Raw genomic sequence first — 25,170 nt, forward strand, 5'->3', positions numbered from 1 at the left:
GCGCTCAGCCGAGCAGGCGCCAGTCCTCGAGACCGTCGTAGAGCGGGAAGTCCTGGGCCAGCTTGGATACCCGGCCGCGCAGGGCGTCCAGGTCGGCGCCGCCCTTCAGGGCGGTGGCGATGATGTCGGCGACCTCGGTGAACTCGGTCTCGCCGAAACCGCGGGTGGCCAGGGCGGCGGTGCCGATGCGCAGGCCGGAGGTCACCATCGGCGGGCGCGGATCGAACGGAACGGCGTTGCGGTTCACCGTGATTCCGATCTCGTGCAGCAGATCCTCGCCCTGCTTGCCGTCCAGCACCGAATCGCGCAGGTCGACCAGCACCAGGTGCACGTCGGTGCCGCCGGTGAGCACGGTGACGCCCCGCTCGGAGACGTCGGCGGCGGTCAGCCGCTCGGCGAGCAGCTTGGCACCGGTGAGCGTGCGCGCCTGGCGATCGGCGAACTCCGCGCCGCCGGCGATCTTGAACGCCACGGCCTTGGCGGCGATCGCGTGCATCAGCGGACCGCCCTGCTGGCCCGGGAACACCGCGCTGTTCAGCTTCTTGGCGTAGTCCTGCTTGGCCAGGATCACCCCCGACCGCGGACCGCCCAGCGTCTTGTGCACGGTGGAGGACACCACATCGGCATGCGGCACCGGCGACGGATGCAGTCCGGCGGCGACCAGGCCGGCGAAGTGCGCCATATCGACCCACAGGTAGGCGTCCACCTCGTCGGCGATCTCCCGGAACGCCGCGAAGTCCAGGTGCCGCGGATAGGCCGACCAGCCTGCCACGATCACCCGCGGCCGCACCTCGCGCGCCTGCTTGCGCACCTCGTCCATGTCGATGCGGTGATCGTCCTTGCTCACCCCGTAGGCGTGCACCTCGTAGAGCTTGCCGGAGAAGTTCAGCCGCATGCCGTGGGTGAGGTGGCCGCCGTGCGCCAGGTCCAGGCCCAGCAGCCGCTCCCCCGGATTCATCAGCGACATCAGCACGGCGGCGTTGGCCTGCGCACCCGAATGCGGCTGCACATTGGCGAATTCGGCGCCGAACAGCTCCTTGACCCGCTCCCGCGCCAGGTTCTCCACGACGTCGACGTGCTCGCAGCCGCCGTAGTAGCGGCGCCCCGGATAGCCCTCGGCGTACTTGTTGGTGAGCACACTGCCCTGGGCCTGCAGCACCGCGCGCGGAACGAAGTTCTCCGAGGCGATCATCTCGAGGGTGTCGCGCTCGCGGGCGAGTTCACCGGCCATCGCGGTGGCCAGTTCCGGGTCGAGTTCGGCGAGAGACTGGGAATTGACGGAGGCGGCGGTCGTCTGGGTCACCAGGCCAGTCTAGGTGGCGGGCTCGGCGCGCTCGAACGGTACTCCCCCGGTCCGGGTGCCGGCACGGCTCCTACCTGCGGTTCTGTACCGTCCGAGATTTTCCGCACGGCGTCCGGTCGCACGGCCCGAATCGGCTCGCGAGCGGCGGCTCCGGCGTAGCATGAGCGACATTGCATACGTCTCATGGATCGTATTGCGCCAGTTCATTTTTCGAGGTGCCGCCATGACCGAGACCGTCTCACCGAACCTGTTCCAGCAGTTGCTGCTGTTCCTCGCCGTCCTCTTGTGCGGCGTCGTGGGCTGCCCGGTCCCGGTCTAGCCGCGGCTCCTACGGCTGACGGCGCACGGCGCCGGGCGTCAGCGGCTCGTCGAGCAGCCGCCGGAACCGCTCGGCCCGGTCGTCGGCGTCGGCGGCCCGGTCCAGCCAGCCGCCGAGCAGTCGGTAGCCCTCGACATACGTGCTGATGTAGGCGCGCCACAGCGGCGAGGACAGGAAGCGCAGCGACTGCCGCGCCCGCTCCGGTGTGGTCAGGCCCCACTGCCGCAGGAACTCCGCGACCTCGTCGGCGTCGCGGCCCCGATCGTGCAGCAGCAGCGCCGCGTCCTGGCGCACGCCGAGCAGTTTCGCCGAGGCCGTCGACAACCGTTCGGCGCGTTCGCCGTCGAAACGCAGGCCGAGGTCGGCGTAGATCTCCTGCGCCCATGTCCCCCACCCCGGGCCGACGATCGACTTCAGCGCCAGATCCGCCAGCCCCTCCGCCATCAGGCACTGCGGCGTATTCACCAGGAACAGCGTCTGCTCGTCCTGTCCGGCCGCGACCAGGCCCGCCTCCTTGCGGCAGTGCTCGGTGTGATGGCCGGGATACGCCTCGTGCGCGATCAGCGACGGCAGCTGCGCCATATGCTGTTTCAGGTCGGAGTTGATCGCCACCCGGGAGCGGTAGTTGCCCAGGTAGTAGTTGAACCCCGACCAGGGCTTGTCGCCGACGACCTCGTATTCCACCGACTCGTGCTCGGGCAGCGGATAGCGCGCCCGCACCAGCTCGCGCAGCGCCCCGGAGAACGCGTGCACGCATTCCCGCAACCGCTCCGGGGGAATCTCGTCGGCCCGGCGATGCGCGGTGACCCGGTCGAACAGCGGCTCGTCACCGGGCAGCACCTCATCCATCTGCCGGTGCGCCTCGCGGTAGTCCTCGACCTCGCCGGGCGCGATCTCGACGTCGAAATACGCGTGCACCTCGTCGATGAACGAGATCCGCTCGCCGGCGAACTTGCGGCCGGAGCATTCCAGCGCGCGCAGATGCACGTCCAGGAACTCGGCCCGGTCGGCGGGCAGTCCCGCCTCGGGCAGTTCCTTACGCAATGCCGCTGCCCGGGTGGCCAATGCGCGCGGCTGCGGCGCCGGGCCGTTGTCCACCTCGCGCCGCAGCGCCGGATCACCGGTATAGGCGTCGACGAAGCCGGATTCGAGCCGGTCGAATGCCAGCCCCAGCCACAGATATTCGGTCACGAGCGGATGCGCCTGCATGCGCACGGAGTTTACCCACCCCGCGACTCCGCAAGCTCCGCCGCTCACCGCCCCCGTGTTTACCCACCCCGCAGCTCCGCAAGCTCCGCCGCTCACCGCCCCCGTGTTTACCCACCCCGCAACTCCGCAAGCTCCGCCGCTCACGGCCGCCCGGGCCCGGGAGAGATACACCACCAGGGGTTACCGGCGGGTAGTAACACCCCGCCTGCGGCCCACCCTTCCGCCAGAGGACAATTCGCCTATGCGAGGACAGTGGACCGGTTCTCACCGAGCCGGGCACGGCACGGGCGAGAACTCATCCGGGGCATCGTGTTTATCGATTCGAGGGCGTGGGTAAGTGGCGCGGATGAGCGAGCCGAGTCCGTATGTGGAATTCGACCGGAAGCAGTGGCGCACGCTGCGGAAATCGACTCCTCTGGTCCTCACCGAGGAGGAACTGACCGGTCTGCGTGGCCTCGGTGAGCAAATCGACCTCGAGGAAGTGGCCGAGGTCTACCTGCCACTCGCGCGACTGATCCACCTGCAGGTGGCGGCGCGCCAGCGGCTGTTCGCCGCCACCGCCACCTTTCTCGGCGAGACCCACCCCGACAGTCAGGTGCCGTTCGTGATCGGCATCGCCGGCAGCGTCGCCGTCGGCAAGTCCACCACCGCCCGCGTGCTGCAGGCGCTGCTGGCCCGCTGGGAACACCACCCCCGGGTGGACCTGGTCACCACCGACGGATTCCTGTATCCCACCGCCGAACTCACCCGGCGCGGCATCATGCATCGCAAGGGATTCCCGGAGAGCTACGACCGGCGGAAATTGCTGCGCTTCGTCACCGAGGTGAAATCCGGTGCGGCCGAGGTGTGCGCGCCGATGTATTCGCACATTCTCTACGACATCGTGCCCGACGAGTTCCACTGCGTGCGTCAGCCCGACATTCTCATCATGGAGGGGCTCAACGTCCTGCAGACCGGGCCGCGGCTGATGGTGTCCGACCTGTTCGATTTCTCCATCTACGTCGACGCGCGCATCGAGGACATCGAAAACTGGTACGTGAATCGCTTTCTCTCGCTGCGCAAGACGGCGTTCGCGGATCCGAAGTCGCACTTCCACCACTACGCCCGATTCAACGACAAAGAGGCCACGATCGCGGCGCAGGAGATTTGGAACGCCACCAACCGGCCCAATCTGGTGGAGAACATTCTGCCCACCCGGCCCCGCGCGACGCTGGTGCTGCGCAAGGATTCCGACCACAGCATCAACCGAATTCGACTACGTAAGCTGTAACACCCGGGCAGCGGGGATACCGGCGCACCGGAGACGCCGGGCAGACGTCAACGCACCGGAAACTCCGGCAGACATCAGGTCCCGTAGCGGCGGTGCCGGGCGGCGTACTCGCGCAACGCGCGCAGGAAGTCCACCCGCCGGAACTCCGGCCAGTACGCCTCGGTGAACCAGATCTCGGAATACGCGCTCTGCCACAGCAGGAACCCGGACAGCCGCTGCTCGCCGGAGGTGCGGATGACCAGGTCGGGGTCCGGCTGGCCGGAGGTGTACAGATGCTGGCCGATGGCGTTGACGGTGATCGACTGCACCAGATCCTCGCCGGTCTCCCCGGCCGCCATCTCCTGCCGCACGAGCGAGCGCACCGCGTCGGCGATCTCCTGCCGGCCGCCGTATCCGATGGCCACGTTGACGTGCACCCCGGTCCGGCCGTGGGTCTCCGCGGCGGACTTCTCCATCCGGCGCGCGATATCGTCGGGCAGCGCGTCCAGCGAGCCGACTATGCGCACGCTCCAGTCCCGCTCCGGCGCCGACAGCTCCTCCACGACATCCGGTATGACCTCGAACAGCGTGTCCAGCTCATCGCGGCCGCGGGTGAGGTTCTCGGTGGACAGCAGGTAGACCGTCACCATCTCGATGCCCTCGGCCTGGCACCAGTCGACCAGCTCGGCGATCTTCAGCGCACCCACCCGGTGCCCGTGGCTGACGTCGGTGAAACCGTTCTCCCGGGCCCAGCGGCGGTTGCCGTCGCAGACGACCGCGACATGCCGCGGATGTTGTTTGCCCGCCAGCTGTTTCGACAGCCGCGCCTCGTAGATGCGATACGGGAGACCACGCGCCCGACTAGCAAGCTTCACGGACAGCCACCCTACGCCCCCGTCCCGCGCACGAGCACAACCCGATCCGGCGGCGGCACCGGGGCACGGCCGGTACAGTGGCGGAGAGTCAACCTACGGAACCGTAGGTTACCGAGGAGGTAACGCGTGACGGAGACGACGTGACGGAGACGACGGGGCCGGCGAACGCGGTGCTCGGGGCCCTCGACGAACTGCGGAATGCGCCGCTCAAGCCCCGGATGCGGGGCTGGATCCACACCTACGCCGTCGCCGTCGCGGCGGTGGCGGTGATCACGCTGGTCGCGGTGTCGGCCACCGTCTCGGCCGCGGCGGCGTGGTCGACGCTGGTCTACGGGCTCACGGTGTGCGGTGTCTTCGGGGTCAGCGCGGTCTACCACCGGGTGACGTGGCGCACGGAACGCACGCGCGTCCACATGAAGCGGGCCGACCACTCGATGATCTTCCTGTTCATCGCCGGCAGCTACACGCCGTTCGCGTTGCTCGGGCTGCCGACCCGGACGGGGATCACGCTGCTGAGCGTGGTGTGGGCGGGCGCGCTGGCCGGTGTCGCGATGAAACTGCTGTGGCCGACCGGGCCGCGCTGGGTCGGGGTGCCGCTGTATCTGCTGCTGGGCTGGGCGGTGGTGCCGGTGGCGGCGACGCTCACGCACAACGTGGGGGTCGCGCCGATGGTGCTGCTGCTGGCCGGCGGGCTGGCCTACAGCGGGGGCGCGGTCCTGTACGCGACCAAGTGGCCCGATCCCTGGCCGCAGACGTTCGGGCATCACGAATTCTTCCATGCCGCAACGGTTCTCGCGGCCCTGTGCCACTACATCGCGATCTGGCTGGTCGTCCTGGGATGACCGGCCGCGGGTGACGCGGCCGACAAGATCGGCCGGAACGCGGCACCGGACACCGGCCGCGTCCTATGCTGCTCGTTCGTGCTCCCCGAACCGATCCGCCCGCGCACCGCCGCCGCACCGCCATGACGACCCGGCTGATTCTGTGGGCGCTGCGGGCGCGCTGGGGCCTGTCGCTCGTCGTGATCGTCTGCCACCTCGGCGGTCTCGGCGTCATCCTCGTCGAGCTGTGGCTGAGCGGATTCCTGAGCCGGCTCGGCCCGAACTGGATGACCGCCCTGGCGCAGGCATCGATCTATCCGGCTGTCGGGTCGGTGCTCGGCATCGTGCTCGCGGTGCGCGACCGGACGCACTACTTCGGCTGGCTGGATCAGGGGCGGCGGCCCAGCCCGGCGGAGGCGCGGCGGCTGCTGAACCTCCCGGTCGGGATCACGGTGCGGGCACTGGTGATCTGGCTCCCCGGCGTGATCCTGGTGACGGCGATCTTCGCCCAGGTGGTGCCGTCGCGGGCGATCGCGGTGATCGGCGCGATGTTCATGCTGGGCGGATTCGAATCGGCCGGATTCACCTTCCTGGTGGTCGACCGCCTGATCCGGCCGACCATTCCGGTCGTCGCCGCGGTGCTCGGCGGAACCATGCACTGGAGTTCCACGGTGCTCAACCGGGTCATCGTGTCGTGGGCCGTGGCCAGTGCCATGCCGCTGCTGATGCTGATCACCGTGCTCGCCGATCCGGTCGCCACCGCGGACGACCGCATTCGCACCGCCGTGTACATGTCCATCGTCGGGCTCGGGGTGGGCGCGCTGACCACGGCCACGCTCGCGCGGGCCGTCGCGGCGCCGATGCGGACGCTGCGCCGGGCGCTGGATCGCATCTCCCGCGGCGACCTGGACGTCCGGGTGCCGGTGGGCAGCGCCAGTGAGATCGGACGGCTGGAACATTCGGTGAACGAGCTGGCCACCAACCTGTCCGAGCGCGATCGCATGCGGGCGGTGTTCGGCCGCCACGTCGGCACCCAGGTCGCCGACCGCGCGCTCGCCGGCGGGCTCGACCTGACCGGCGACATCCGGCCGGTGACCGCGCTGTTCGTGGACGTCGTCGGCTCGGTGGAACTGTCCACCGGGCTGGAACCGAGCGAGTTCGTCGCCCAGCTGAACCGGCTGCTGTCGATCGTGGTGTCCGCGACCGAGGACAACGGCGGGCTGGTCAACAAGTTCGAGGGCGATGCGGCGCTGTGCATCTTCGGTGCCCCGATCGCGTTGCGCGACAACGCCACTCCGGCCCTGCGCACCGCCCGGCGGATCCGTGACGAGGTGATCGCGGCCGCTGAGCTGGATATCGGCATCGGCGTCGCGCGGGGCATGGTCTTCGCCGGCGACGTCGGCACCGACACCCGGCTGGAGTTCACCGTGATCGGTGACGCGGTCAACGAGGCATCCCGGCTGACCACCGAGGCCAAGCACGTCGCCCGGCGAATCCTGGTGAGCCAGGCCGTGATCGACGCCGCCACCGAGGACGAGCGCGACGGATGGACGCATCACGAGACGATCCGGCTGCGCGGCCGCCAAGAGCCCACCTCGTGCTGGACGGACACGCCGTCCGTCTCGGGCGCACAGCCGTCTACCCCGGGCGACGGTGCGGCAGCATCGGATTCGGCCGGCCTCGGCGAATACGACCGCCACCGTGCGGAATCCGGCGAACCCGATCAGCGGTAGTCATCGTCGGCACACGGCCCCGCCGTTCCGGCATGCCGATGGCCGGAGCCCGCCGGCGGCGCCGGCACCCCGCGAACCGGCCCGCCCGCTCAGGGCTTCCAGGTGATGCGACCGCCCTGGAAATCCTGCGCCTTGCCGCCCTGGTAGTCGTACTCGTCGCCGGTCGGATATCCGTAACGGCCCTTCTCGGCGACCTCGGCCGCCCAGGTCTCGCGAATCTTGCCCCATACCGCGTGCGCGCCGGTCTTGGGCGACCAATAGACCGTGCCGCCGTTGAACAGGTTGTACCGGCCCTGCCCGTCCCGGCCGGCCTTCTCCTCGTCGGTGACCGGATAGCCGAGGGCGCCGTTCTCCCAGCCGAGGGCGCCCCACTTGTCCCGGATCTGACCGCCGACGGCGTGCGCGTCGGTGCCCACCGACCAGTAGATCGAGGTGTTGCGCTCGAACGCCTGGAACTTGCCCCCGGCGCCCGCATCGGTCTCGGGCGAGACGGGATTGCCGAAGGCGGCGAACCCGCCGGCCCGGTCGTATTCGGCCTCGATCGCGCCGCCGACGTCGAAGTTGCCGATCTGCCGGGCTTGGGCGGTACCCACGGCGCCGGTCAGCGCCAGCACCGCGGCCGCGGCAGCGACGGCCAGCGCCCCGGACGAACGGACGGAACGGTTTCCTCCACGTAGCGGTGTCACAAGCACTCCCTGCGCCGAATCTCTCTGCCTGATATTTGCCACCGGTCCGGACATCCTGCAAGCAGCCGCCCGGACCGGCAAGCACCGGAGCCCGGACACGCCACCCGTGGTGCGAATCCGTGACCATCGGCGTTCCGGCCGGCCGCAATGGAGTCCGGCCGGAACGGCCGGAAGGTCAGCGGCGACTCCGGATGCTTATCTGATCGGCGCGAGAGGCACGGCCGTTACCGGCCCGAGACCAACGCCGCCTCGAGTTCCCTCGGGTCGCTCACCGGCAGATCGCAGACGACACCGCGGCAGACGTACGCGGCCGGCCGCCCGGACACCGGCTGGCGATCGGCCAGCAACGGCACCGAGTTCGGCGCGCCGGCCAGCACCGCGGCCCCTCCGGGCGCATACCGGCGGGCCGCCGCGGTCAGCTCCGCGGCCTCGGGCGCGACACCGTCCGGCAGCGAGATCGCCACCTGGATCGGACCGCGCACCGCCGCCTCGGCCACGGCCAGCCAGTGCCCGCCCGACCGCGGAGCGCGGGCCAGCACGATCGCCCCGCGCTGCAGGGTCTGCTCGGCCAGTTCGCGGTAGCGACCGGCCCGGGTCGAGTCGACCAGCACCGATGCGGTCAGCAGCGTTTCGGCGAAGGCCGACGATCCCGACGGCGTGGCGCCGTCGAGCGGATCCCGGGGGCGACTCACCAGCGCCTCGGCGTCGTCGGCCGTGTCGAACCAGCTGCCCGGTGTCGCGGGATCGGCGAAATGCTCCACGGCGGTGTCGATCAGGGCTCGCGCCTGCTCGAGCCAGCCGGGATCGCCGGTGGCCTGGTGCAGGGTCAGCAGGCCGGTCGACAGCCAGGCATAGTCCTCGAGCACACCCGCGGACGTTCCGGCCGCACCGCCCAGCGAGGCGCGCACCAGTCGGCCCTCGAACAGGTGCCGCGACAACAGGTATCGCGCACAGCGCTCGGCGGCGGCCACCCAGTCCGGCCGGGCCAGCGCGGCGCCCGCCTCGGCCAGGGCGGTGATCGCGATGCCGTTCCAGGCCGTCACCACCTTGTCGTCGCGGTCCGGCTGCGGACGCCGGTCGCGCGCCTGCCGCAGCCGGTCGCGCACGCGATCCAGCCGTTCGGTGTCGTCCGGGTCGGTGTACCGGGTGGGCACCGAGGTGCCGTGTTCGAAATTGCCGTCGGCCGTGACGCCGAAAACCTCTGCGGCCCAGGCGCCGTCGTCCGGGCCCAGCTCCTCGTCCAGCTGCGTCGGCGTCCAGACGTAGGTGGCGCCCTCCACGCCCGGGCCACCCGGTTCCACGTGGGTGTCGGCGTCCAGCGCGGAGGCGAATCCGCCGTGCTCGGTTCCCAGGTCGCCGATCAGGAACTGGGCGGTCTCTTCCGCGACCCGCAGTGGTAGCCGCCGCTCGGAATCGTCCGTCGCGCGCCGCGCCAGATGCGCGTACGCGCGCAGCAATTGGGCGTTGTCGTACAGCATCTTCTCGAAATGCGGCACCACCCAGGCGGCGTCGACGGAGTAGCGGGCAAAACCGCCGCGCAGCTGGTCGTAGATGCCGCCCCGGGCCATCGCCGCCGCGGTCGACGCGACCACCCGCAGCGCCTGCTCGTCGCCCGTGCGCTCGTGCTGCCGCAGCAGCCCCTCCAGCAGCGCCGACGGCGGAAACTTCGGTGCCCCACCGAATCCCCCGTAGCGGTGGTCGACATCGCGCAGCACGGCCTCGACCGCATGGCGCAGCAGCTCGGGGCTCACGTCCAGCTCGCTGTCGGGCAGCCCGTCGGCCTGCTCCCGCAGCGCCTGGGCCACCTGCCCGGCGGCCTGGTCCACCTCGTCGCGCCGATTGCGCCAGGTCTCGGTGACGGCGGAGAGCAACTGGGTGAACGAGGGCATGCCGCCGCGCGGCGTCTCGGGGTAATAGGTGCCGCAGTAGAACGGCTCGCCGTCCGGCGTCAGAAAACACGTCATCGGCCAGCCGCCCTGGCCGGTCATGGCGACCGTGGCGGTCATGTACACCGCGTCGAGATCGGGCCGCTCCTCCCGATCCACCTTCACGCACACGAAGTTCTCGTTCATCACCGCGGCGGTGGCCTCGTCCTCGAACGATTCGTGCGCCATCACATGACACCAGTGACAACTCGCGTACCCGACCGACAGCAGAATCGGCACGTCCCGCTCCCGCGCCTCCGCCAGTGCGGCGGAATCCCACTGCCGCCAATCCACCGGATTGTCGGCATGCTGACGCAGATAAGGCGATGTCGCGCTGCGCAAGTGGTTCACAAACGCCAGCCTCCCACACCGCGCGAGCGCGCGACACGACCCGGCGCGTACGCGACACCGCCCGGCTGCGCGTGCGCGCATGTTCCAGGGCCCGGCACAGCTGTGCCGAAACCGCAACGCGGAGATGTTCGGCTACGGGGTATTTCGCATACATGAAGAATTCGACCAAGCAGGGGTCCGCGACGGTACGCAGGCCCTGGTTCGCCGATCTCGAGGAGGCCGAACGCCGCGGTGCCCACGGCAGCGCGGGCATCGGCTACTTCGACTGCGACTGCGACCTGTGCCGTCGCCGGCACCACGATCCGCCGTTCTGATACGGCGGCCCGGCTGCCTCGCGGCAGCCGAACCAGACGGTTCTCCACGGCGCCGATCCGGGCCGGCGATGCCGCTGCGCGTCGGCACGCCCGCACACGCCCGGCGGTAGCGCGCACGGCGTGCGGGCGCCTGCGAAAGATGTTGTGCGACAGGGATTCGGCGGTCAGCCGGCGCCGGACGTATCGGGTTTCCCGGAGGACTTCGGGGCGGCCGTGTCCTGATCGGCGGGGGATTCGTGTTCGTCGGCGACGGCACCGTGGTCGGTCCCGTCGTCGGCCGCCTGGTCGGGTTCGGGGTGGTCGGGAGAGAACTCGGCGGGTAGCCGCTTGATGTGCTTGTTCATCGAGCGGATCAGCAGCACCGTGCCCGCCAGCAGGATCAGGATGATGACCAGGCCCAGCGGCGAGGCCTTGCCGAACTCCGGACCGGTCGGATTGGTGGTGGGCTGGGCGAGCAGGGCGACCATCATCGCGAGCTGTCCTCGAGCGCGCCGTACGCCTCCCCGGACTCCTGGGCCTCGCGGACCCCGGCGAACAGGTCGGTCTCCGGGATCTCGGTGCGAACCCGGGTGCGGGCCAGCTCGAACTCCTCGGTCGGCCACAGCCGCTGCTGCACATCCATCGGAATCGCGAAGAAGGCGCCGTTCGGGTCGATCTGGGTCGCGTGCGCGCGCAGCGCGTCGTCACGCTGCGGAAAGTACTTGCCACATTCGATCTGGGTGGTCACCCTGCCCATGATGTCGCCGCGTTCGGCGGCCATCGAGCGGAAGCGGTCCAGCCACTCCTGCATCGGGAACGGCTCGCCGATCCGCTCGTACTCCTCGGCGAACACCTCCATCCGCTGGATGCTGAAACCGTGGTCGTAGTACAGCTTCAGCGGTGTCCACGGCTCCCCGGCGTCGGGGAAACGTTCGGGATCCCCGGCCGCCTCGAATGCGGCCATCGACACCCTGTGGCACATGATGTGATCCGGATGCGGATAGCCGCCGTTCTCGTCGTAGGTGGTCATCACGTGCGGCTTGAACTCACGCACCACGCGCACCAGCGCCTCGGTCGCCTCCTCCAGCGGCACCAGCGCGAAGCTGCCCTCCGGCACCGGCGGCGGCGGATCGCCCTCGGGCAGGCCGGAATCCACGAAACCCAGCCACCGCTGCCGCACCCCCAGCGCCTTGGCGGCCTCGGCCATCTCCTCGCGCCGCACCTCGTCCATGCGGTCCAGGATGCCGGGCACGTCCATCGCCGGATTGAGTATCGATCCGCGCTCGCCGCCGGTCAGGGTGACGACCAGTACGTCGCCGCCCTCGGCCGCGTATTTCGCGGTCGTCGCGGCGCCTTTGCTGGACTCGTCGTCGGGGTGGGCGTGTACCGCCATGAGGCGCAGGGGAGCGACGGGCATCCCATCGGAACCACTGCTCACGTCTCGTTCACCTCGTTGATCACCGTCATCACCTTCGCTTCTTGCCGCGAGTGTCGAGTCATCGCGGCGGGAACGGGCCCGGCATGGTCGCCGAGGATGCCGCCCGCCCAGCTCTCGCGCCGAACTCCACCCCATATAGTTCCATTCGACCGTCAATTGTTCCGACCTACCCCCTGCGGTGCCGATGCCAGGGCCGTCGTCGTCCCGGCGCCGGACCGTTCGGGCCGCCGGACGAGCACAGGAGCCGCAGATCATGAGCGAGGCAGCGCCGGGAACGGGCAGGTCCGGCGAGGCCGACGGTGCCCCATCCGACCGCGACAGTGCCCCATCCGACCGCGACAATGCCCCACCCGACCGCGACAGCGCCTCATCCGGCCACGACAGTGCCCCATCCGGCCCCGCCGGCGCCCAGGCAGACCATGCCGACACCCAGGCAGACCATGCCGACGCCCCGGCAGAGCATTCCGGTGCTCAGGCAGGCCGGACCGGCGCCCCGGCAGACCACGCCCAAGCGGTCCGCGTGGCCGACCGCTACGGAACCCGGCCGGCACGCCGGCGCCGCTGGTTGCCGTACGCGCTCGGCGCCGCGGTGGTGGTGGCCGGCCTGATCGTCGCCTTCGTGGGATACCGGCAGTTCGGGCCGAAGGAGATCGAGCCGGAACAGCTCGGCTACACCATCGTCGACGACTCCACCCTCGACATCCACTTCAAGGTCACCCGCGAACATCCCGACCGGCCGGTGGTCTGCTTCGTCCGGGCGATGGACTCCGACCAGGTCGAAGTGGGCCGCCGGGAACTGCTGATCCAGCCCTCGACCAGCGGCACCGTCGAGGCGACCACGACGATCCGCACGACGGCACGCCCCGCCACGGGCGACATCTACGGCTGCAGCGACGACGTTCCGGCCTATTTGCGGGCGGGTTGACGGCGACCGGCCCACCCCATCCGGCGGCAATCCCGACGAAACGCCTTACAATCACCGCTCCGACCTGCGTTTTTACATATCGTGCTAAAATGGCCGGACGCACGGTTCCGAGGCTCGGAGCCGTGTTTGCTGCATTGGCGGCCAGCGCTGTCGGTTCCGGGGCACACGCGTGTCTTGCGGAACAGGGCCTGTCGGGGTTCGAAGACATCCCCCAGGGATCGCTCTAGCCGTCCACTGCTGCTGTGCGCGTCTGTGGGCGCGCACCGCGGCGGGTATCAGGGAATCCCGGTTCGCCGGGAACAACTACTAGGGAGTGATCGAGATGACTGAGACGAACGTGACCTGGCTGACACCGGAGTCGCATGAGAGGCTCAAGGGCGAACTCGACGCGCTCATTGCCAACCGTCCGGTCATCGCGGCCGAGATCAACGAACGCCGCGAAGAAGGCGACCTGAAGGAGAACGGCGGCTACCACGCGGCGCGTGAGGAGCAGGGCCAGCAGGAGGCGCGCATCCGCCAGCTGCAGGAACTTCTGAACAACGCCAAGGTGGGCGTCGCGCCGACCAAATCCGGTGTCGCACTGCCGGGCTCGGTCGTCAAGGTCTATTACGACGGCGACGAGACCGACACCGAGACGTTCCTGATCGCGACCCGCGAAGAGGGCCTGGGCGGGACCGACCTCGAGACCTACTCACCGAACTCGCCGCTGGGCGGCGCGCTCATCAACGCCAAGGTCGGCGAGACGCGGGAATACACGCTGCCCAACGGCAACACCATGAAGGTGACGCTGGTCACCGCCGAGCCCTACCACAGCTGACCGGCTCGCCGGCACTCGTAAGCCGGCGCGCGGCGGTGGATTGCAGCACCGCCGCCGCGCGCCGCACCCCGCGAAGAGGCGGCCGCACCGGAAGTTCTCGGTGCGGCCGCCGTCTACGTTTCGGCCGGGCTCACGCCCGATGGTTCAGCCGAGCGCACGCCCGATAGTTCAGCCGAGCGCACGCTCGATATCGGCGAGCAGATCCCCGATGTCCTCGATGCCGACCGACAGCCGCACCAGATCGGCCGGCACCTCCAGCTCCGAGCCCTCGGTGGAGGCATGCGTCATCGCGCCCGGATGCTCGATCAGCGACTCCACCCCGCCCAGCGATTCGGCGAGAGTGAAGATCCGGGTGCGGGCGCAGAACTCGTGCGCGGCCTCCCGGCCGCCCCGCAAGCGCACCGACACCATGCCGCCGAACCGCCGCATCTGCTTCTGCGCCACCGCATGTCCGGGGTGCTCGGGGAGTCCTGGGTAGATCACCTGCTCGACCTTCGAGTGACCGGCGAGGAATTCCGCGATCGCCTCGGCGTTGTCGCAGTGCCGATCCATCCGCAGCGCAAGGGTTTTCACGCCGCGCAGGGTGAGGAACGCATCGGTGGGGCCGGGCACCGCGCCCGCGCCGTTCTGCAGGAACGCGAACGCGGCGTCGAGTTCGGCGTCGTCGGTGACCAGCGCGCCGCCGACCACATCGGAATGCCCGCCGAGGTACTTGGTGGTGGAGTGCAGCACGATATCGGCGCCCAGCAGCAACGGCTGCTGCAGATAGGGCGAGGCGAAGGTGTTGTCCACCACCAGTTTCGCGCCGCCGCGGTGCGCGATGTCGGCCAGCGCGGCGATGTCGCCGACGTTCAGCAGCGGGTTGGTCGGCGTCTCCAGCCACACCAGCTTGGTGTCGGGGCGCATGGCGGCGTGCACCGCGTCGGGATCCGACACCGGCGCCACCGAGTACTCGATGCCCCACTGCGTGAACACCTTGTCGATCAGCCGGAAGGTGCCGCCGTAGGCGTCGTCGGGAATGACCAGGTGGTCGCCCGGCCGCAACGACGCCCGCAGCACACAGTCGGTGGCCGCCATCCCCGAGGAGAAGGCCCGCCCGTACCGGCCCGACTCCAGCGCGGCCAGATTGGCCTCCAGCGCGGTGCGGGTCGGGTTGCCGGTGCGGGCGTACTCGTAGCCGCCGCGCAGCCCGCCCACCCCGTCCTGGGCGAAGGTCGAACTCGCGTAGATCGGCACGTTCACCGCGCCGGTCCGCGGATCGGGATCGAATCCGGCGTGCACGGCGCGGGTGGAGAACCCCTGCTGATCGTCGGTCATGAGGCAAGCCTAGAAGGCCGGGTAACGGCCGATACTGTGAGGTCCATGGTCACCGTGGACGAGCTGTTCGCCATCGATTCCCTGCTCGACGACACCGAACTCCGGATCCGCGAGACCGTGCGGCGATTCGGCGAGCAACGGCTGCGCCCACACGTGGCCGACTGGTTCGAACGGGGCACCTTCCCGGCCCGGGAGCTGGCCCCCGAGCTGGGCGAGCTCGGCCTGCTGGGCATGCATCTCGACGGCTACGGCTGCGCCGGCACCTCGGCCACCGAGTACGGGCTGGCGTGCCTGGAACTGGAGGCGGTGGATTCCGGGGCCCGCAGCATGGTGTCGGTGCAGGGCTCGCTGGCGATGACGGCGATCCACAAGTACGGCTCCGAGGAGCAGAAACAGCACTGGCTGCCGGATATGGCGGCCGGCCGGGCGCTCGGCTGCTTCGGCCTGACCGAACCCGATTTCGGCTCCAACCCGGGCGGGATGCGCGCCCGTGCCCGGCGGGACGGCGCGGACTGGATTCTCGACGGCTCGAAGATGTGGATCACCAACGGTTCGGTCGCCGACGTGGCGGTGGTGTGGGCACGGGCCGAGGAGGGCGTCCGGGGGTTCCTGGTCCCGGCCGGCACCCCGGGTTTCGCCGCGCGGGAGATGCACCACAAGCTGTCGCTGCGCGCCTCGATCACGGCGGAGCTGGATCTCGACGGCGTGCGCCTGCCCGGCGATGCGCTCCTACCGGGCGCGCGGGGCCTGTCCGGACCGCTGGCCTGCCTGTCCGAGGCGCGCTTCGGCATCGTCTTCGGTGCGCTCGGCGCGGCCCGCGACTGCCTGCTCGCGACCATCGACTACGCCCGCACCCGCGAGGTGTTCGACAAGCCGCTGGCCGGCTACCAGCTGACCCAGGCCAAGCTCGCCGATATGGCGCTGGAGCTGGGTAAGGGCCAGCTGCTGGCGCTGCATCTGGGCCGGCTGAAGGACCGCGGCGAGGTGCGGCCGGAGCAGGTGAGCGCGGGCAAGCTGAACAGCACCCGCGAGGCGCTGGCCATCGCCCGGGAGTGCCGCACGGTGCTCGGCGCGAACGGCATCACGCTCGACTATCCGGTGCTGCGGCATGCCAACAATCTGGAATCGGTGCTCACTTACGAGGGCACCGCCGAGGTGCACCAGCTCGTCCTCGGTGAGGCGCTCACCGGCGCCAACGCCTTTCGCTGACAAATGTTTTCGACCCAGGGATGCCACAAGGTAGCTGTGTCGCACCGGTTTTCCGAGTGAAACATCACAGTGCCGCCGGCGTCGCATAATTGCTAGCATGAGCCGGTGTTTTTGCTCGGCTCCGCGTTGCTCGAAGTGTCGGCGCGCAAGACCCTGAATCGCCTGCACTCCACGCACGGAGCCCCGGCACTCGCCGCGGCGAAGGAACTGCCGGCGGTATCGGCGGCGCTGGATCAGCATGCCGCCGCCGTGCGCGACATTCTCGACGTGGGCGTGCGGGATTCGGCGACCGTGCCGACGGGCGTGCTGCTCGCCGGGTACGCCCGAGGTCTCCTGGAACATTCCGGCCGCGGGGCCGCACGCGCACCGTACGGCCCCGCCGACTGGGCTGGCGCGGAGTGGTTGCCGCTGCGGCTGGCCGCGGTCTGCCTCCTGGCCCACGCGAAAGCCTGAGCGGCCGCGGAATACCTCCGCGACCGCTCAGGATTGTAGGACCGTCGAACTCCGCCTCAGCGCGGCTGCTGCGGATCGCCGTAGCCGGGGGCATCGCCGTACCCCGGCGTCTCGCCGTACCCCGGTCCGCCGTACCCCTGTTCGGGCCTCCCGGTATCGGGCCGGTAGGCCGCACCGCTGGTCTGCGGCGTCCACTGATCACCGTGCTGCGGCGATCCGGCCCACTGCTGCCGGGCCGCACCCTCGTCCTGCCGCGTGACGTCCTCGCGACCACGCTGGTAGGCCTCGGCGTGACCGCGCAACTGCGGCATCTCGCCCTCGACGGTGTCCAGCCAGCCCTCCCAGCGCTGCTGCATGGGCCGGATCAGGCCGCCACCGACACCGACGATCAGGATGCCGCCGACGGTGGCCAGCACGGTGACCAGGATCGGCGTGGTGACCGACGTCGCGACGCCGATCTGGTTGAGCGCCGCGATGATGCCGACGCCCCAGATGAACACCGCCGCCAGCCGGGCCAGCATGCGGCCGTAGGACAGCCCGCTGAGCATGTTGCCGATCAGATCGGTGACCACTCGCGCGATGGCGCCCGCCACACAGACGATGACGATCGCGACGAATGCCCGCGGCAGCCAGGACACGATGCCGTTCAGCATCGTGCTGACCGGGTTCGGACCGAATACGCCGAAGCCGATCTGCAGCGCGATCAACAGGATCGCGTAGTAGACCAGCTTGACCAGCAGGTCGGTGGCGTCGTACCGGCTTCTGGCCAGCATGTCGCTGACGCCGCCACGATCGACCAGCCGATCGAACCCGACCCGCCGCAGGATCCGGTCGGCGACCTTGGCGACCACCTTCGCGATGATCCAGCCGATGACCATGATCGCCAGGAAGGCGACCAACTTGGGCACGAACGTCGCGATGGCGCTCCACGCGTTCGACATGCCCTGCTGAAAATCGATAGCCAAACTGGAGGTGTACACGCGACCCGTCCCTTCGCTATCTTGCCGGCTCCAACTATTTGCCAGAACTGCTACAAATGCGGTTATACCCCGCTGTGATCATTCGAATCAGCAGTTTGCAAACGTTTTGCTGCCGTGTTGATAACAGGACGTTATCCGGCCGGGTCGCGCGGCGGTCAGTACGCGGAATTGACGTTGTCCATCGAGCCGTAGCGGTGCGCGGCGTAGTTGCACGCGGCGACGATGTTGGCGACCGGATCCCACACGTCGACCGGCGTGCCCTCGACGTGGTACGCCTGGAAGGTCGGATCGATCACCTGCAGCAGCCCCTTGGACGGGATGCCCGCCGCGGCGTTGGAGTCGTACAGATTGATGGCCTGCGGGTTGCCCGTCGACTCGCGCATGATGTTGCGGTAGATGCCGTCGTAGCTGCCCGGGATGCCGCGTGCGGCCATGATGTCCAGCGCCTCGTGGATCCAGCCGTCCAGGTTGTCCGGGTAGCTGGGGGCCGGCGGCGGGGGCGGCGGCAGCGGCGCGGGCATGGGTGCGGGGGCCGCCGCGGGCTCGGGAACGGGTGCCGGGGCCTGGGCGGCGGCCGGCTGCACGGGAGCAGGGGTGTCGGCGGCGGCGGTCGCGGCGATCGTCGACGCCAGCGCGGCCGGCTGCACGTCGGCCGTCCGATGCCCGCCCGCGGAGGTCACGGCGGCAAAGGCGGCCAGCGCCAGGGTCGCGGATCCGGCGGTCCGCGCGACCGCCTTGGCTCTACTGCTCTTGATGGTCTTCTTCGACATGCGCGATGGTTTCCTACTCTTGGTGACGGCCGTCCCCGGCCTGCAACAGGCAGCGCGGATCCGGGGCGAGGTCGTCACGCCTCACCCGCGCACTGCATGCTTTTGTGGGATTTGTTATGAGAGAGGGGAATTCGCATTCCCCGCCGACACGACTCGGCTCAGCGCCCGCCGGGCGGACCGGCGACGACGCGGGCGGCATCCGTGGCTGCGGCGGCCACCGAACCCGGCGGCGCGTCCGTCGCGATCGAATTCCGCATCAGCGTTGACAACTCCTCGTGCTGTCCGGGCTCGAGTCGTATTACGGACCCGAGGTCGGAGGACCGACGAGGTCACAGGATGGTTGCGGTAGGTGAACGTAAACTTAACTAGAAGTGAACAAATGGTGCTGCGGTTGGGAAAATACCTCGATCCGAACCGGCTATCACACACTGACCTGGGGATTCTTTTGTCACGATAAGGTGTCGTGCGTCACAGAAAAAGTTGCTGTGTCGTGCTGGACTTAGCCGATTTGCCAGGTTTTTGGCGCACCGGAGACACACTTCGGTAACGCCTCACAGCCACCCGGGGCGGCCCGCTCCGACCTCACAGACCGCGCTGCGCCATAGCGCATCATCTTGTTACGACCGGTCATCCAAGCGCCATCTGACCGTCACCACCGCGGCAAGGTTGAGCGCGCAAGCTTGTGGCCATACCCGGTGCCGGACTTCCACACTCTCCGCCGCGCGGGGCACGGTCACCGCGGATCGAGAACAGGCGATTCGACGCTCACGATCGCGGGGTCCGAGCCGGGTGCACAGTGCCCGCCGCCCGACAGGGCCCGCTGCCCGGAGGTATCGATGTTCGAGTCCTGTCACTCCCCGTCCGATGTGGCGCATCTACTGAGATTGCGCTTCGGCTTTCCGGTGCAGCTGTTCGCCGGGCGGCCGTTTCTGTCCTGTGGGCACGCGATAGACGCGATCGCGATGCCGGCCGATATCGGTCGCCTGGTGCGCGACCGTCTGCGCGCGGCGCCCGCGACGCCCGCCGTCGCCGATGCGCGCAACCGGCGCTGGGTCTTCCTGGCCAACCCGCCCCGGCCGTATCACGGTCGGCCGGACCGGAACCGGTTCGCGGACTCCGGAGTCACCGTGTTCGACGCGGGGCGCCGGGTGATGCTGCCGATCTCGGACTATCCGCTGGGCTGGCACTGGGTCAGCGAACCCGTGCCCGGCCGGCTGGTGCTGCCGGGCAGCACCGTGGTGCTGGCCGCGGTGCGCGAAACGTTGCGCGAGGAGCTCGGCCATGTCCCCGCGTGAACCGGCGACGCTGCCGGACTGGCACGAGCTGCTCGCCGCGTTCTGCGGACATCTCGGCGACAAACCCGACGATCACCCGATGGTGCGCTGGGCCCGCGCGCTCGCCGAACTCCATCTGCGGCGGCACCGCGAGCCCGCGCACGCATCCGAAATCGATTGCGGCCGAGCGGAACTCGTCGCCGTGATCGACGGCTGGGTGAGCGAACGGGTGCATTCGCCGCAGGCCCGGCGCGGCCTGTATCCGGAGTCGCTCGGCGGTGCCATCGACCGACTCGCCGCCGCCCAGGTGCACGCCAATCGATTACTGCACAGCTGCGCGGACATCTCCGACGAGCGCGTGCACAACGCTTGGCACCGGCTGGCCACGCTGGCCGACGACTGGACCGACCTGGTCGCCGAGGTGCTGCACGGGCAGCCGCGAGTCCGGCAGCGGATGCGGTCGGCATAACATCCGCAACGGCGGCGACATCGGCAGGGGCGCTTGCCGATTCCGGTCGGCAGCAGGCCGGAACCACGGAGGTACCCGCGCCGGACCTCCGTTTCCGGATCGGCGGCTACCGTGCGGGCAGACCGGAGCTCGAGAGGAAACCAAGCAGGTCGTGGCGGGTGATGACGCCGATCGGCTTACCGTCCTCGACCACCATCAGCGCGTCGGTGGACTCCAGGGACTTCGTCGCCGCCGACACCGGTTCCCCGGAGCCGATCAGCGGGAACGAGTCGCTCATATGCTGGGACACCGGATCGGTGAGCTGCGCACGGCCCTCGAAGACCGCGGAGAGCAGATCGCGCTCCGTGACGCTGCCCGCCACCTCACCGGCCATCACCGGCGGTTCGGCGCCGACCACCGGCATCTGCGAGACGCTGTACTCGCGCAGGATCTCGATGGCGTCGCGCAGCGTCTCCTGCGGATGGGTGTGCACCAGGTCCGGCAGCGCGCCCGACTTGCCGCGCAACACGTCTCCCATGGTCGGCTCCGTGGTGCTGCCGTCCAGGCGGGTGCGCAGGAAGCCGTAGGAACTCATCCACCGGTCGTTGAAGATCTTCGACATGTAGCCGCGGCCGCCGTCCGGCAGCAGCACGACCACCACCGCGTGCGGGTCGCGCTCGGCCACCCGCAGCGCCGCGACGACGGCCATCCCGCAGGAGCCGCCGACCAGCAGGCCCTCCTCACGGGCCAGGCGGCGGGTCATATCGAAGGAGTCGGCGTCGGAGACGGCGATGATCTCGTCCGGAATCGCCGGATCGTAGGCACTGGGCCAGAAGTCCTCGCCCACGCCCTCGACCAGATAGGGCCGGCCGGAGCCGCCGGAGTACACCGACCCCTCCGGATCGGCGCCGATCACCTGTACCTTTCCGCCGGAGGCCTCCTTGAGGTAGCGGCCCGCGCCGGTGATCGTGCCGCCGGTGCCGACGCCGGCGACGAAATGGGTGACCGTGCCCTCGGTGTCGCGCCAGATCTCCGGGCCGGTGGTCTCGTAATGGCTGTCCGGACCGCCGGGGTTGGAGTACTGGTCGGGCTTCCACGCGCCGGGCAGCTCGCGCACGAGGCGGTCGGAAACGCTGTAGTAGCTGTCCGGGTGATCCGGCGGGACGGCGGTCGGGCACACCACGACCTCGGCGCCGTAGGCGCGCAACACGTTCCGCTTGTCCTCGCTCACCTTGTCGGGGCAGACGAATACGCATCGGTACCCGCGCTGCTGAGCGACCAGCGCCAGGCCGACGCCGGTGTTGCCGGAGGTCGGTTCGACGATGGTGCCGCCGGGCCGCAGCAGACCCTGCTCCTCGGCGGCATCGATCATCTTGACCGCGATGCGGTCCTTCGAGCTGCCGCCCGGGTTCAGGTATTCGATCTTCGCCGCGACCAGGCCGGAATCCGGGCCCACCACGGAGTGCAACCGAACGAGCGGGGTGTTGCCGATCAGGTCGACGACATGGTTCGCGATGCGCATGTCCCCATCGTTGCAGAATGTCGCGGCTGCCCCGACGGCCGCCCGCCACCGCCGACGGATACGGCCTCCCAGGCATACCCGCGGTCCGCGAATACCCCCTAATTCCCCTATCGGCGAGGCCGTGTCCCGGCACGCCCGGCGGCACCGCGACGAAGATCCGGTCTTGCGCATATCATCGGCCCGGTGAGGATGCCGAAGACCGCCCGCACCACCGCCGTCGTGCTCGGTTCCCTCGGGGCCGCCGCGGCGATCGCCTCGTCGGCGGCGAGTGCGCAGACCGTCGAGTTCCCGCAGACGCCCAGCCTGTTCTACGGCGGACTCTGCGGGGGCAATATCCGGACCTGGGCCGACACCAGCCCCGACCAGCCGGGCCGCGCCATCATCAATATCCAGGCGCTACCGATCCAGGGCGTCGGAGACGGCCGGTACCCGTTCGCGCCGCTGTGCGATGTCGACACCACCGTGGCCTGGCGCAACACCACCACGGGCCAGGCCGGCGAGTTCCGGCAGAACGTGGTGGCCGGCATCTACGGCAGCATCCTGTACGCCCAGTACCAGGACACCGGCCCGGGGCATATCGAGGTCACGGTCTCCACCGCCAACCAGAACGTCCCGGCCCGCGGCTCCTTCGAGGTGCCCGGCCCGCCGCCGGGCCCGCCGCCCGCCGAGCCGGCCCCCGCGCCCGCCCCGTAGTCCCCGATCCACCCAGGCCCGCCACGGATTCCCGTGGCGGGCCTCGTCTTCCCGTGGCGGGCATCGTCACCCCGTGGCGGGCCTCGTCACCCCGGGACCGACCTTCGTCACCCCGGGACCGACCTCGTCACCCCGGGACCGACCTCGTCACCCCAGGGTGGGCCTCTGTCGCCCAGGGCGAGCCCTAGTCTTCTCATGGCGAGCCCGGTCTTCTCATAGCGGACCCGTCTTCTCACAGCGGACCCGTCTACTCACAGCGGACCCGTCTACTCACAGCGGGCCTTGTCGCACGTGGGACGTGGGCTGCGAAACAACTTCGTGCTCACATCCGCGGAATCCGGCACGATATACGCAGGCATACAGATGATCGCGCGGCGGAGGGTGGTGTGGTTTCGTGTCGAGAACGTGGCGCACATTCGCGGTGACCGGTGCTGCCACGGTGGCGGCCGGTTCGGGAGCAGGCACCGCCTGGTGGGCGACGTACCGATTGTTGATGCAGCAGGCCCAGGCCGCGCGCACGGTGATCGGCCGGGACACCTCGAAGCCCCCCGAGGCCGACGGCGTGTATACGGCCGGATGCCGGGCGCCCGAATCCTGGCGCAGCGGCATACCTTTCGATCTGCATCTGATGGTCTTCGGTGATTCGACGGCGGCCGGTGTCGGCTGCCGCAGCGCGGAGGAGGTGCCGGGCGTGCGGATCGCGCGTGGCCTCGCCGAAACCACGGGGCAGCGCATCCGGCTCAGCACCAAGGCGATCTCCGGTGCCACCTCGAAGGGCCTGGCGGGCCAGGTCGACGCGATGTTCGTCGCCGGGCCGCCGCCGGACGCCGCGGTGATTCTGATCGGCGCCAACGATGTGACCAAGAAGCATTCGGTATGGCATTCGGCGCAGCGGCTGCGCTCGGCGGTGTCGCGGCTGCACGAGGCCGGCAGCATCGTCGTCGTGGGCACCTGCCCGGATCTCGGTGCCGTGGTGGCGATTCCGCAGCCGCTGCGCACGGTGGTGCACAGCTGGAGCGTGCGACTGGCCCGGGCGCAGGTGGCCGCGACCAGGTCGGCGGGCGGCTGCCCGGTGCCGATGGGCAATCTGCTCGGTCACGATTTTCGCACCACACCCGAGGTGTTGTTCTCCGCCGACGGCTTCCATCCCTCGGCGGCCGGCTACGAACTGGCGGCCACACACCTGCTGCCGGCGCTGCTGCGCGAGCTCGGTGAGCGGGATTCGGGCATACCAGATGTTCCCAGCGCGATCGCCGCGACGTAGATTCGAAAGAGACCGCATTTGTGTACCGAACGGCCGCTTGGTCGTTCGCCACCCGACGAAGGAGTCCTCATGCCAGAGGCCGTCATCGTTTCCGCTGCCCGCTCCCCCATCGGCCGCGCAGGCAAGGGCTCCCTGGTGAGCATGCGACCGGACGACCTCGCGACGCAGATGGTCCGCGCCGCCCTGGACAAGGTGCCGGCGCTGGCCGCCACCGATATCGACGACCTGATGCTGGGCTGCGGCCAGCCGGGCGGCGAGGCCGGCTTCAACATGGCCAAGGTGGTGGCCACCCAGCTGGGTTACGACTTCCTGCCCGGGGTCACGCTCAACCGCTACTGCTCGTCGTCACTGCAGACCAGCCGCATGGCCTTCCACGCCATCAAGGCCGGTGAGGGCGACGTGTTCCTCTCCGCCGGCGTCGAGACCGTGTCGCGGTTCCCGAAAGGCACCTCCGACAGCTGGCCGGACACCCACAATCTCGCGTTCGGCGAGGCGGAGGCCCGCACCGTGAAGCGCGCCGAGGGCGGCTCGGGCGGCTGGACCGACCCGCGCGAGAACGATCAGCTGCCCGACGTCTACATCGCGATGGGCCAGACCGCCGAGAACGTCGCCCAGTTCACCGGCATCTCCCGGGAGGACCAGGACCACTGGGGCGTGCGCTCGCAGAACCGCGCGGAGGAGGCGATCAAGTCGGGCTTCTTCGAGCGCGAGATCAGCCCGGTGACGCTGCCCGACGGCAGCGTCGTATCCACCGACGACGGTCCCCGGCCGGGCACCACCTACGAGAAGGTGTCGCAGCTCAAGCCGGTGTTCCGCCCCGACGGCACGATCACCGCGGGCAATGCCTGCCCGCTCAACGACGGCGCGGCGGCGCTGGTGATCATGAGCGACACCAAGGCGAAGGCGCTGGGCCTGACGCCGCTGGCGCGCATCGTCTCCACCGGTGTGTCGGGGCTGTCGCCGGAGATCATGGGCCTGGGCCCGATCGAGGCCGTACGGCGGGCGCTGAAGCTGGCCGGCAAGACCATCGACGATATCGATCTGTACGAGATCAACGAGGCATTCGCGGTGCAGGTGCTCGGTTCGGCGCGCGAGCTGAACATGGACCTGGACAAGCTCAACGTCTCGGGCGGTGCGATCGCGCTGGGCCACCCGTTCGGCATGACCGGCGCCCGCATCACCGCCACCCTGCTCAACAACCTGCAGACCCACGACAAGCAGTTCGGCCTGGAAACCATGTGCGTCGGCGGCGGCCAGGGCATGGCGATGATCATCGAGCGGCTGAGCTGACGCTCC

Annotated in this window: 24 protein-coding genes; 13 read left to right on the top strand and 11 right to left on the bottom strand. The window is 69.6% G+C overall.

The window, feature by feature from the left end; all coding sequences use genetic code 11:
- Positions 1-4: 4 nt before the first annotated feature.
- Positions 5-1,303, bottom strand: coding sequence for a serine hydroxymethyltransferase (gene glyA / locus D892_RS0104290; protein WP_024800062.1), 1,299 nt, complete (start codon positions 1,301-1,303; stop codon positions 5-7).
- 328 nt (positions 1,304-1,631) lie between these two features.
- Positions 1,632-2,831, bottom strand: a complete 1,200-nt coding sequence (locus D892_RS0104300) for a hypothetical protein (RefSeq protein WP_024800063.1) — start codon at positions 2,829-2,831, stop codon at positions 1,632-1,634.
- Positions 2,832-3,168: 337 nt separating this feature from the next.
- Between D892_RS0104300 and coaA the strand changes: the two genes are divergently transcribed.
- Positions 3,169-4,101, top strand: coding sequence for a type I pantothenate kinase (gene coaA / locus D892_RS0104305; RefSeq protein ID WP_024800064.1), 933 nt, complete (start codon positions 3,169-3,171; stop codon positions 4,099-4,101).
- A gap of 74 nt (positions 4,102-4,175) precedes the next feature.
- On the opposite strand, the gene D892_RS0104310 is transcribed toward coaA, so the two are convergent.
- Positions 4,176-4,955: an isoprenyl transferase gene (locus D892_RS0104310; RefSeq protein ID WP_036566724.1), complete on the bottom strand. Its 780-nt coding sequence runs from the start codon at positions 4,953-4,955 to the stop codon at positions 4,176-4,178.
- A gap of 218 nt (positions 4,956-5,173) precedes the next feature.
- Here D892_RS0104310 and D892_RS0104315 point away from each other — a divergent pair, with 218 nt between their 5' ends.
- Together D892_RS0104315 and D892_RS0104320 are read left to right on the top strand one after the other, a co-directional pair.
- The gene (locus D892_RS0104315) at positions 5,174-5,797 is read left to right on the top strand and encodes a hemolysin III family protein (RefSeq protein ID WP_051499463.1); all 624 of its coding nucleotides are present in this window, start codon (positions 5,174-5,176) and stop codon (positions 5,795-5,797) included.
- Between the two features lie 122 nt (positions 5,798-5,919).
- Positions 5,920-7,509, top strand: a complete 1,590-nt coding sequence (locus tag D892_RS0104320; RefSeq protein WP_024800067.1) for an adenylate/guanylate cyclase domain-containing protein — start codon at positions 5,920-5,922, stop codon at positions 7,507-7,509.
- Between the two features lie 89 nt (positions 7,510-7,598).
- Here D892_RS0104320 and D892_RS0104325 read toward each other — a convergent pair whose 3' ends face one another.
- On the bottom strand, positions 7,599-8,195 hold the full coding sequence (locus D892_RS0104325) for an LGFP repeat-containing protein (protein WP_232235972.1): 597 nt from the start codon (positions 8,193-8,195) through the stop codon (positions 7,599-7,601).
- Between the two features lie 224 nt (positions 8,196-8,419).
- Positions 8,420-10,471, bottom strand: coding sequence for a thioredoxin domain-containing protein (locus D892_RS0104330; protein ID WP_024800069.1), 2,052 nt, complete (start codon positions 10,469-10,471; stop codon positions 8,420-8,422).
- 152 nt (positions 10,472-10,623) lie between these two features.
- Between D892_RS0104330 and D892_RS46365 the strand changes: the two genes are divergently transcribed.
- Positions 10,624-10,785: a hypothetical protein gene (locus tag D892_RS46365; protein WP_156959368.1), complete on the top strand. Its 162-nt coding sequence runs from the start codon at positions 10,624-10,626 to the stop codon at positions 10,783-10,785.
- A gap of 164 nt (positions 10,786-10,949) precedes the next feature.
- On the opposite strand, the gene D892_RS0104340 is transcribed toward D892_RS46365, so the two are convergent.
- The gene (locus D892_RS0104340; RefSeq protein WP_024800070.1) at positions 10,950-11,252 is read right to left on the bottom strand and encodes a hypothetical protein; all 303 of its coding nucleotides are present in this window, start codon (positions 11,250-11,252) and stop codon (positions 10,950-10,952) included.
- Complete coding sequence (gene mca, locus D892_RS0104345; protein ID WP_024800071.1) at positions 11,252-12,157, bottom strand: mycothiol conjugate amidase Mca; 906 nt, start codon at positions 12,155-12,157, stop codon at positions 11,252-11,254. The genes D892_RS0104340 and mca overlap by 1 nt, the downstream gene beginning before the upstream one ends.
- Positions 12,158-12,455: 298 nt before the next feature.
- Here mca and D892_RS49510 point away from each other — a divergent pair, with 298 nt between their 5' ends.
- Both D892_RS49510 and greA read left to right on the top strand, forming a co-directional pair.
- A complete protein-coding gene (locus D892_RS49510) occupies positions 12,456-13,127 on the top strand; it encodes a DUF4307 domain-containing protein (RefSeq protein ID WP_156959370.1) in 672 nt (223 codons plus the stop codon).
- A 322-nt stretch (positions 13,128-13,449) separates the two neighbouring features.
- The gene (gene greA, locus D892_RS0104360) at positions 13,450-13,944 is read left to right on the top strand and encodes a transcription elongation factor GreA (RefSeq protein ID WP_024800073.1); all 495 of its coding nucleotides are present in this window, start codon (positions 13,450-13,452) and stop codon (positions 13,942-13,944) included.
- A gap of 168 nt (positions 13,945-14,112) precedes the next feature.
- On the opposite strand, the gene D892_RS0104365 is transcribed toward greA, so the two are convergent.
- Complete coding sequence (locus tag D892_RS0104365; RefSeq protein ID WP_024800074.1) at positions 14,113-15,261, bottom strand: cystathionine gamma-synthase; 1,149 nt, start codon at positions 15,259-15,261, stop codon at positions 14,113-14,115.
- A 45-nt stretch (positions 15,262-15,306) separates the two neighbouring features.
- Here D892_RS0104365 and D892_RS0104370 point away from each other — a divergent pair, with 45 nt between their 5' ends.
- Entirely contained in the window at positions 15,307-16,470 is a 1,164-nt protein-coding gene (locus tag D892_RS0104370; RefSeq protein ID WP_024800075.1) for an acyl-CoA dehydrogenase family protein, read from the top strand.
- A gap of 105 nt (positions 16,471-16,575) precedes the next feature.
- Positions 16,576-16,923 (top strand): DUF6401 family natural product biosynthesis protein, encoded by a 348-nt coding sequence (locus D892_RS0104375; protein ID WP_024800076.1) that lies wholly within the window; start codon positions 16,576-16,578, stop codon positions 16,921-16,923.
- Between the two features lie 56 nt (positions 16,924-16,979).
- Here the strand turns inward: D892_RS0104375 and D892_RS40370 are convergent, their stop codons facing one another.
- Positions 16,980-17,888 (bottom strand): hypothetical protein, encoded by a 909-nt coding sequence (locus D892_RS40370; protein WP_232235973.1) that lies wholly within the window; start codon positions 17,886-17,888, stop codon positions 16,980-16,982.
- Positions 17,889-18,058: 170 nt separating this feature from the next.
- On the bottom strand, positions 18,059-18,673 hold the full coding sequence (locus D892_RS0104385; RefSeq protein WP_024800078.1) for a transglycosylase SLT domain-containing protein: 615 nt from the start codon (positions 18,671-18,673) through the stop codon (positions 18,059-18,061).
- An 836-nt stretch (positions 18,674-19,509) separates the two neighbouring features.
- Between D892_RS0104385 and D892_RS0104395 the strand changes: the two genes are divergently transcribed.
- Both D892_RS0104395 and D892_RS0104400 read left to right on the top strand, forming a co-directional pair.
- Positions 19,510-19,968: a hypothetical protein gene (locus D892_RS0104395; protein WP_024800079.1), complete on the top strand. Its 459-nt coding sequence runs from the start codon at positions 19,510-19,512 to the stop codon at positions 19,966-19,968.
- Positions 19,955-20,416 carry a DUF4254 domain-containing protein gene (locus tag D892_RS0104400; protein ID WP_051498989.1) on the top strand — a complete coding sequence of 154 codons (462 nt, stop codon included), beginning with the start codon at positions 19,955-19,957 and terminating at the stop codon, positions 20,414-20,416. Before D892_RS0104395 ends, D892_RS0104400 begins: the two co-directional genes overlap by 14 nt.
- Before the next feature lie 106 nt (positions 20,417-20,522).
- Here the strand turns inward: D892_RS0104400 and D892_RS0104405 are convergent, their stop codons facing one another.
- Positions 20,523-21,917: a cystathionine beta-synthase gene (locus D892_RS0104405; protein WP_024800081.1), complete on the bottom strand. Its 1,395-nt coding sequence runs from the start codon at positions 21,915-21,917 to the stop codon at positions 20,523-20,525.
- A gap of 189 nt (positions 21,918-22,106) precedes the next feature.
- Between D892_RS0104405 and D892_RS0104410 the strand changes: the two genes are divergently transcribed.
- The 3 genes from D892_RS0104410 to D892_RS0104420 all read left to right on the top strand — a co-directional run bounded on the left by D892_RS0104410 (position 22,107) and on the right by D892_RS0104420 (position 25,164).
- Positions 22,107-22,610 carry a hypothetical protein gene (locus D892_RS0104410; protein WP_232236296.1) on the top strand — a complete coding sequence of 168 codons (504 nt, stop codon included), beginning with the start codon at positions 22,107-22,109 and terminating at the stop codon, positions 22,608-22,610.
- Positions 22,611-23,004: 394 nt separating this feature from the next.
- A complete protein-coding gene (locus D892_RS40375) occupies positions 23,005-23,874 on the top strand; it encodes an SGNH/GDSL hydrolase family protein (RefSeq protein ID WP_051498990.1) in 870 nt (289 codons plus the stop codon).
- Positions 23,875-23,943: 69 nt separating this feature from the next.
- Positions 23,944-25,164, top strand: a complete 1,221-nt coding sequence (locus tag D892_RS0104420; RefSeq protein ID WP_024800083.1) for an acetyl-CoA C-acetyltransferase — start codon at positions 23,944-23,946, stop codon at positions 25,162-25,164.
- The last annotated feature ends 6 nt before the right edge of the window (positions 25,165-25,170 follow it).

The sequence above is a fragment of the Nocardia sp. BMG51109 genome, from assembly GCF_000526215.1.
Taxonomy (GTDB): Bacteria; Actinomycetota; Actinomycetes; order Mycobacteriales; family Mycobacteriaceae; genus Nocardia.

Bases quoted from the DNA above. Each gene is read 5' to 3' on its own strand.
- D892_RS0104300 (WP_024800063.1), bottom strand. From the start codon at position 2,831: ATGCAGGCGCATCCGCTCGTGACCGAATATCTGTGGCTGGGGCTGGCA.
- D892_RS0104315 (WP_051499463.1), top strand. From the start codon at position 5,174: ATGCGGGGCTGGATCCACACCTACGCCGTCGCCGTCGCGGCGGTGGCG.
- D892_RS0104320 (WP_024800067.1), top strand. From the start codon at position 5,920: ATGACGACCCGGCTGATTCTGTGGGCGCTGCGGGCGCGCTGGGGCCTG.
- D892_RS46365 (WP_156959368.1), top strand. From the start codon at position 10,624: ATGAAGAATTCGACCAAGCAGGGGTCCGCGACGGTACGCAGGCCCTGG.
- D892_RS0104340 (WP_024800070.1), bottom strand. From the start codon at position 11,252: ATGGTCGCCCTGCTCGCCCAGCCCACCACCAATCCGACCGGTCCGGAG.
- mca (WP_024800071.1), bottom strand. From the start codon at position 12,157: ATGGCGGTACACGCCCACCCCGACGACGAGTCCAGCAAAGGCGCCGCG.
- D892_RS49510 (WP_156959370.1), top strand. From the start codon at position 12,456: ATGAGCGAGGCAGCGCCGGGAACGGGCAGGTCCGGCGAGGCCGACGGT.
- greA (WP_024800073.1), top strand. From the start codon at position 13,450: ATGACTGAGACGAACGTGACCTGGCTGACACCGGAGTCGCATGAGAGG.
- D892_RS0104365 (WP_024800074.1), bottom strand. From the start codon at position 15,261: ATGACCGACGATCAGCAGGGGTTCTCCACCCGCGCCGTGCACGCCGGA.
- D892_RS0104370 (WP_024800075.1), top strand. From the start codon at position 15,307: ATGGTCACCGTGGACGAGCTGTTCGCCATCGATTCCCTGCTCGACGAC.
- D892_RS0104385 (WP_024800078.1), bottom strand. From the start codon at position 18,673: ATGTCGAAGAAGACCATCAAGAGCAGTAGAGCCAAGGCGGTCGCGCGG.
- D892_RS0104395 (WP_024800079.1), top strand. From the start codon at position 19,510: ATGTTCGAGTCCTGTCACTCCCCGTCCGATGTGGCGCATCTACTGAGA.
- D892_RS0104400 (WP_051498989.1), top strand. From the start codon at position 19,955: ATGTCCCCGCGTGAACCGGCGACGCTGCCGGACTGGCACGAGCTGCTC.
- D892_RS0104405 (WP_024800081.1), bottom strand. From the start codon at position 21,917: ATGCGCATCGCGAACCATGTCGTCGACCTGATCGGCAACACCCCGCTC.
- D892_RS0104410 (WP_232236296.1), top strand. From the start codon at position 22,107: ATGCCGAAGACCGCCCGCACCACCGCCGTCGTGCTCGGTTCCCTCGGG.
- D892_RS0104420 (WP_024800083.1), top strand. From the start codon at position 23,944: ATGCCAGAGGCCGTCATCGTTTCCGCTGCCCGCTCCCCCATCGGCCGC.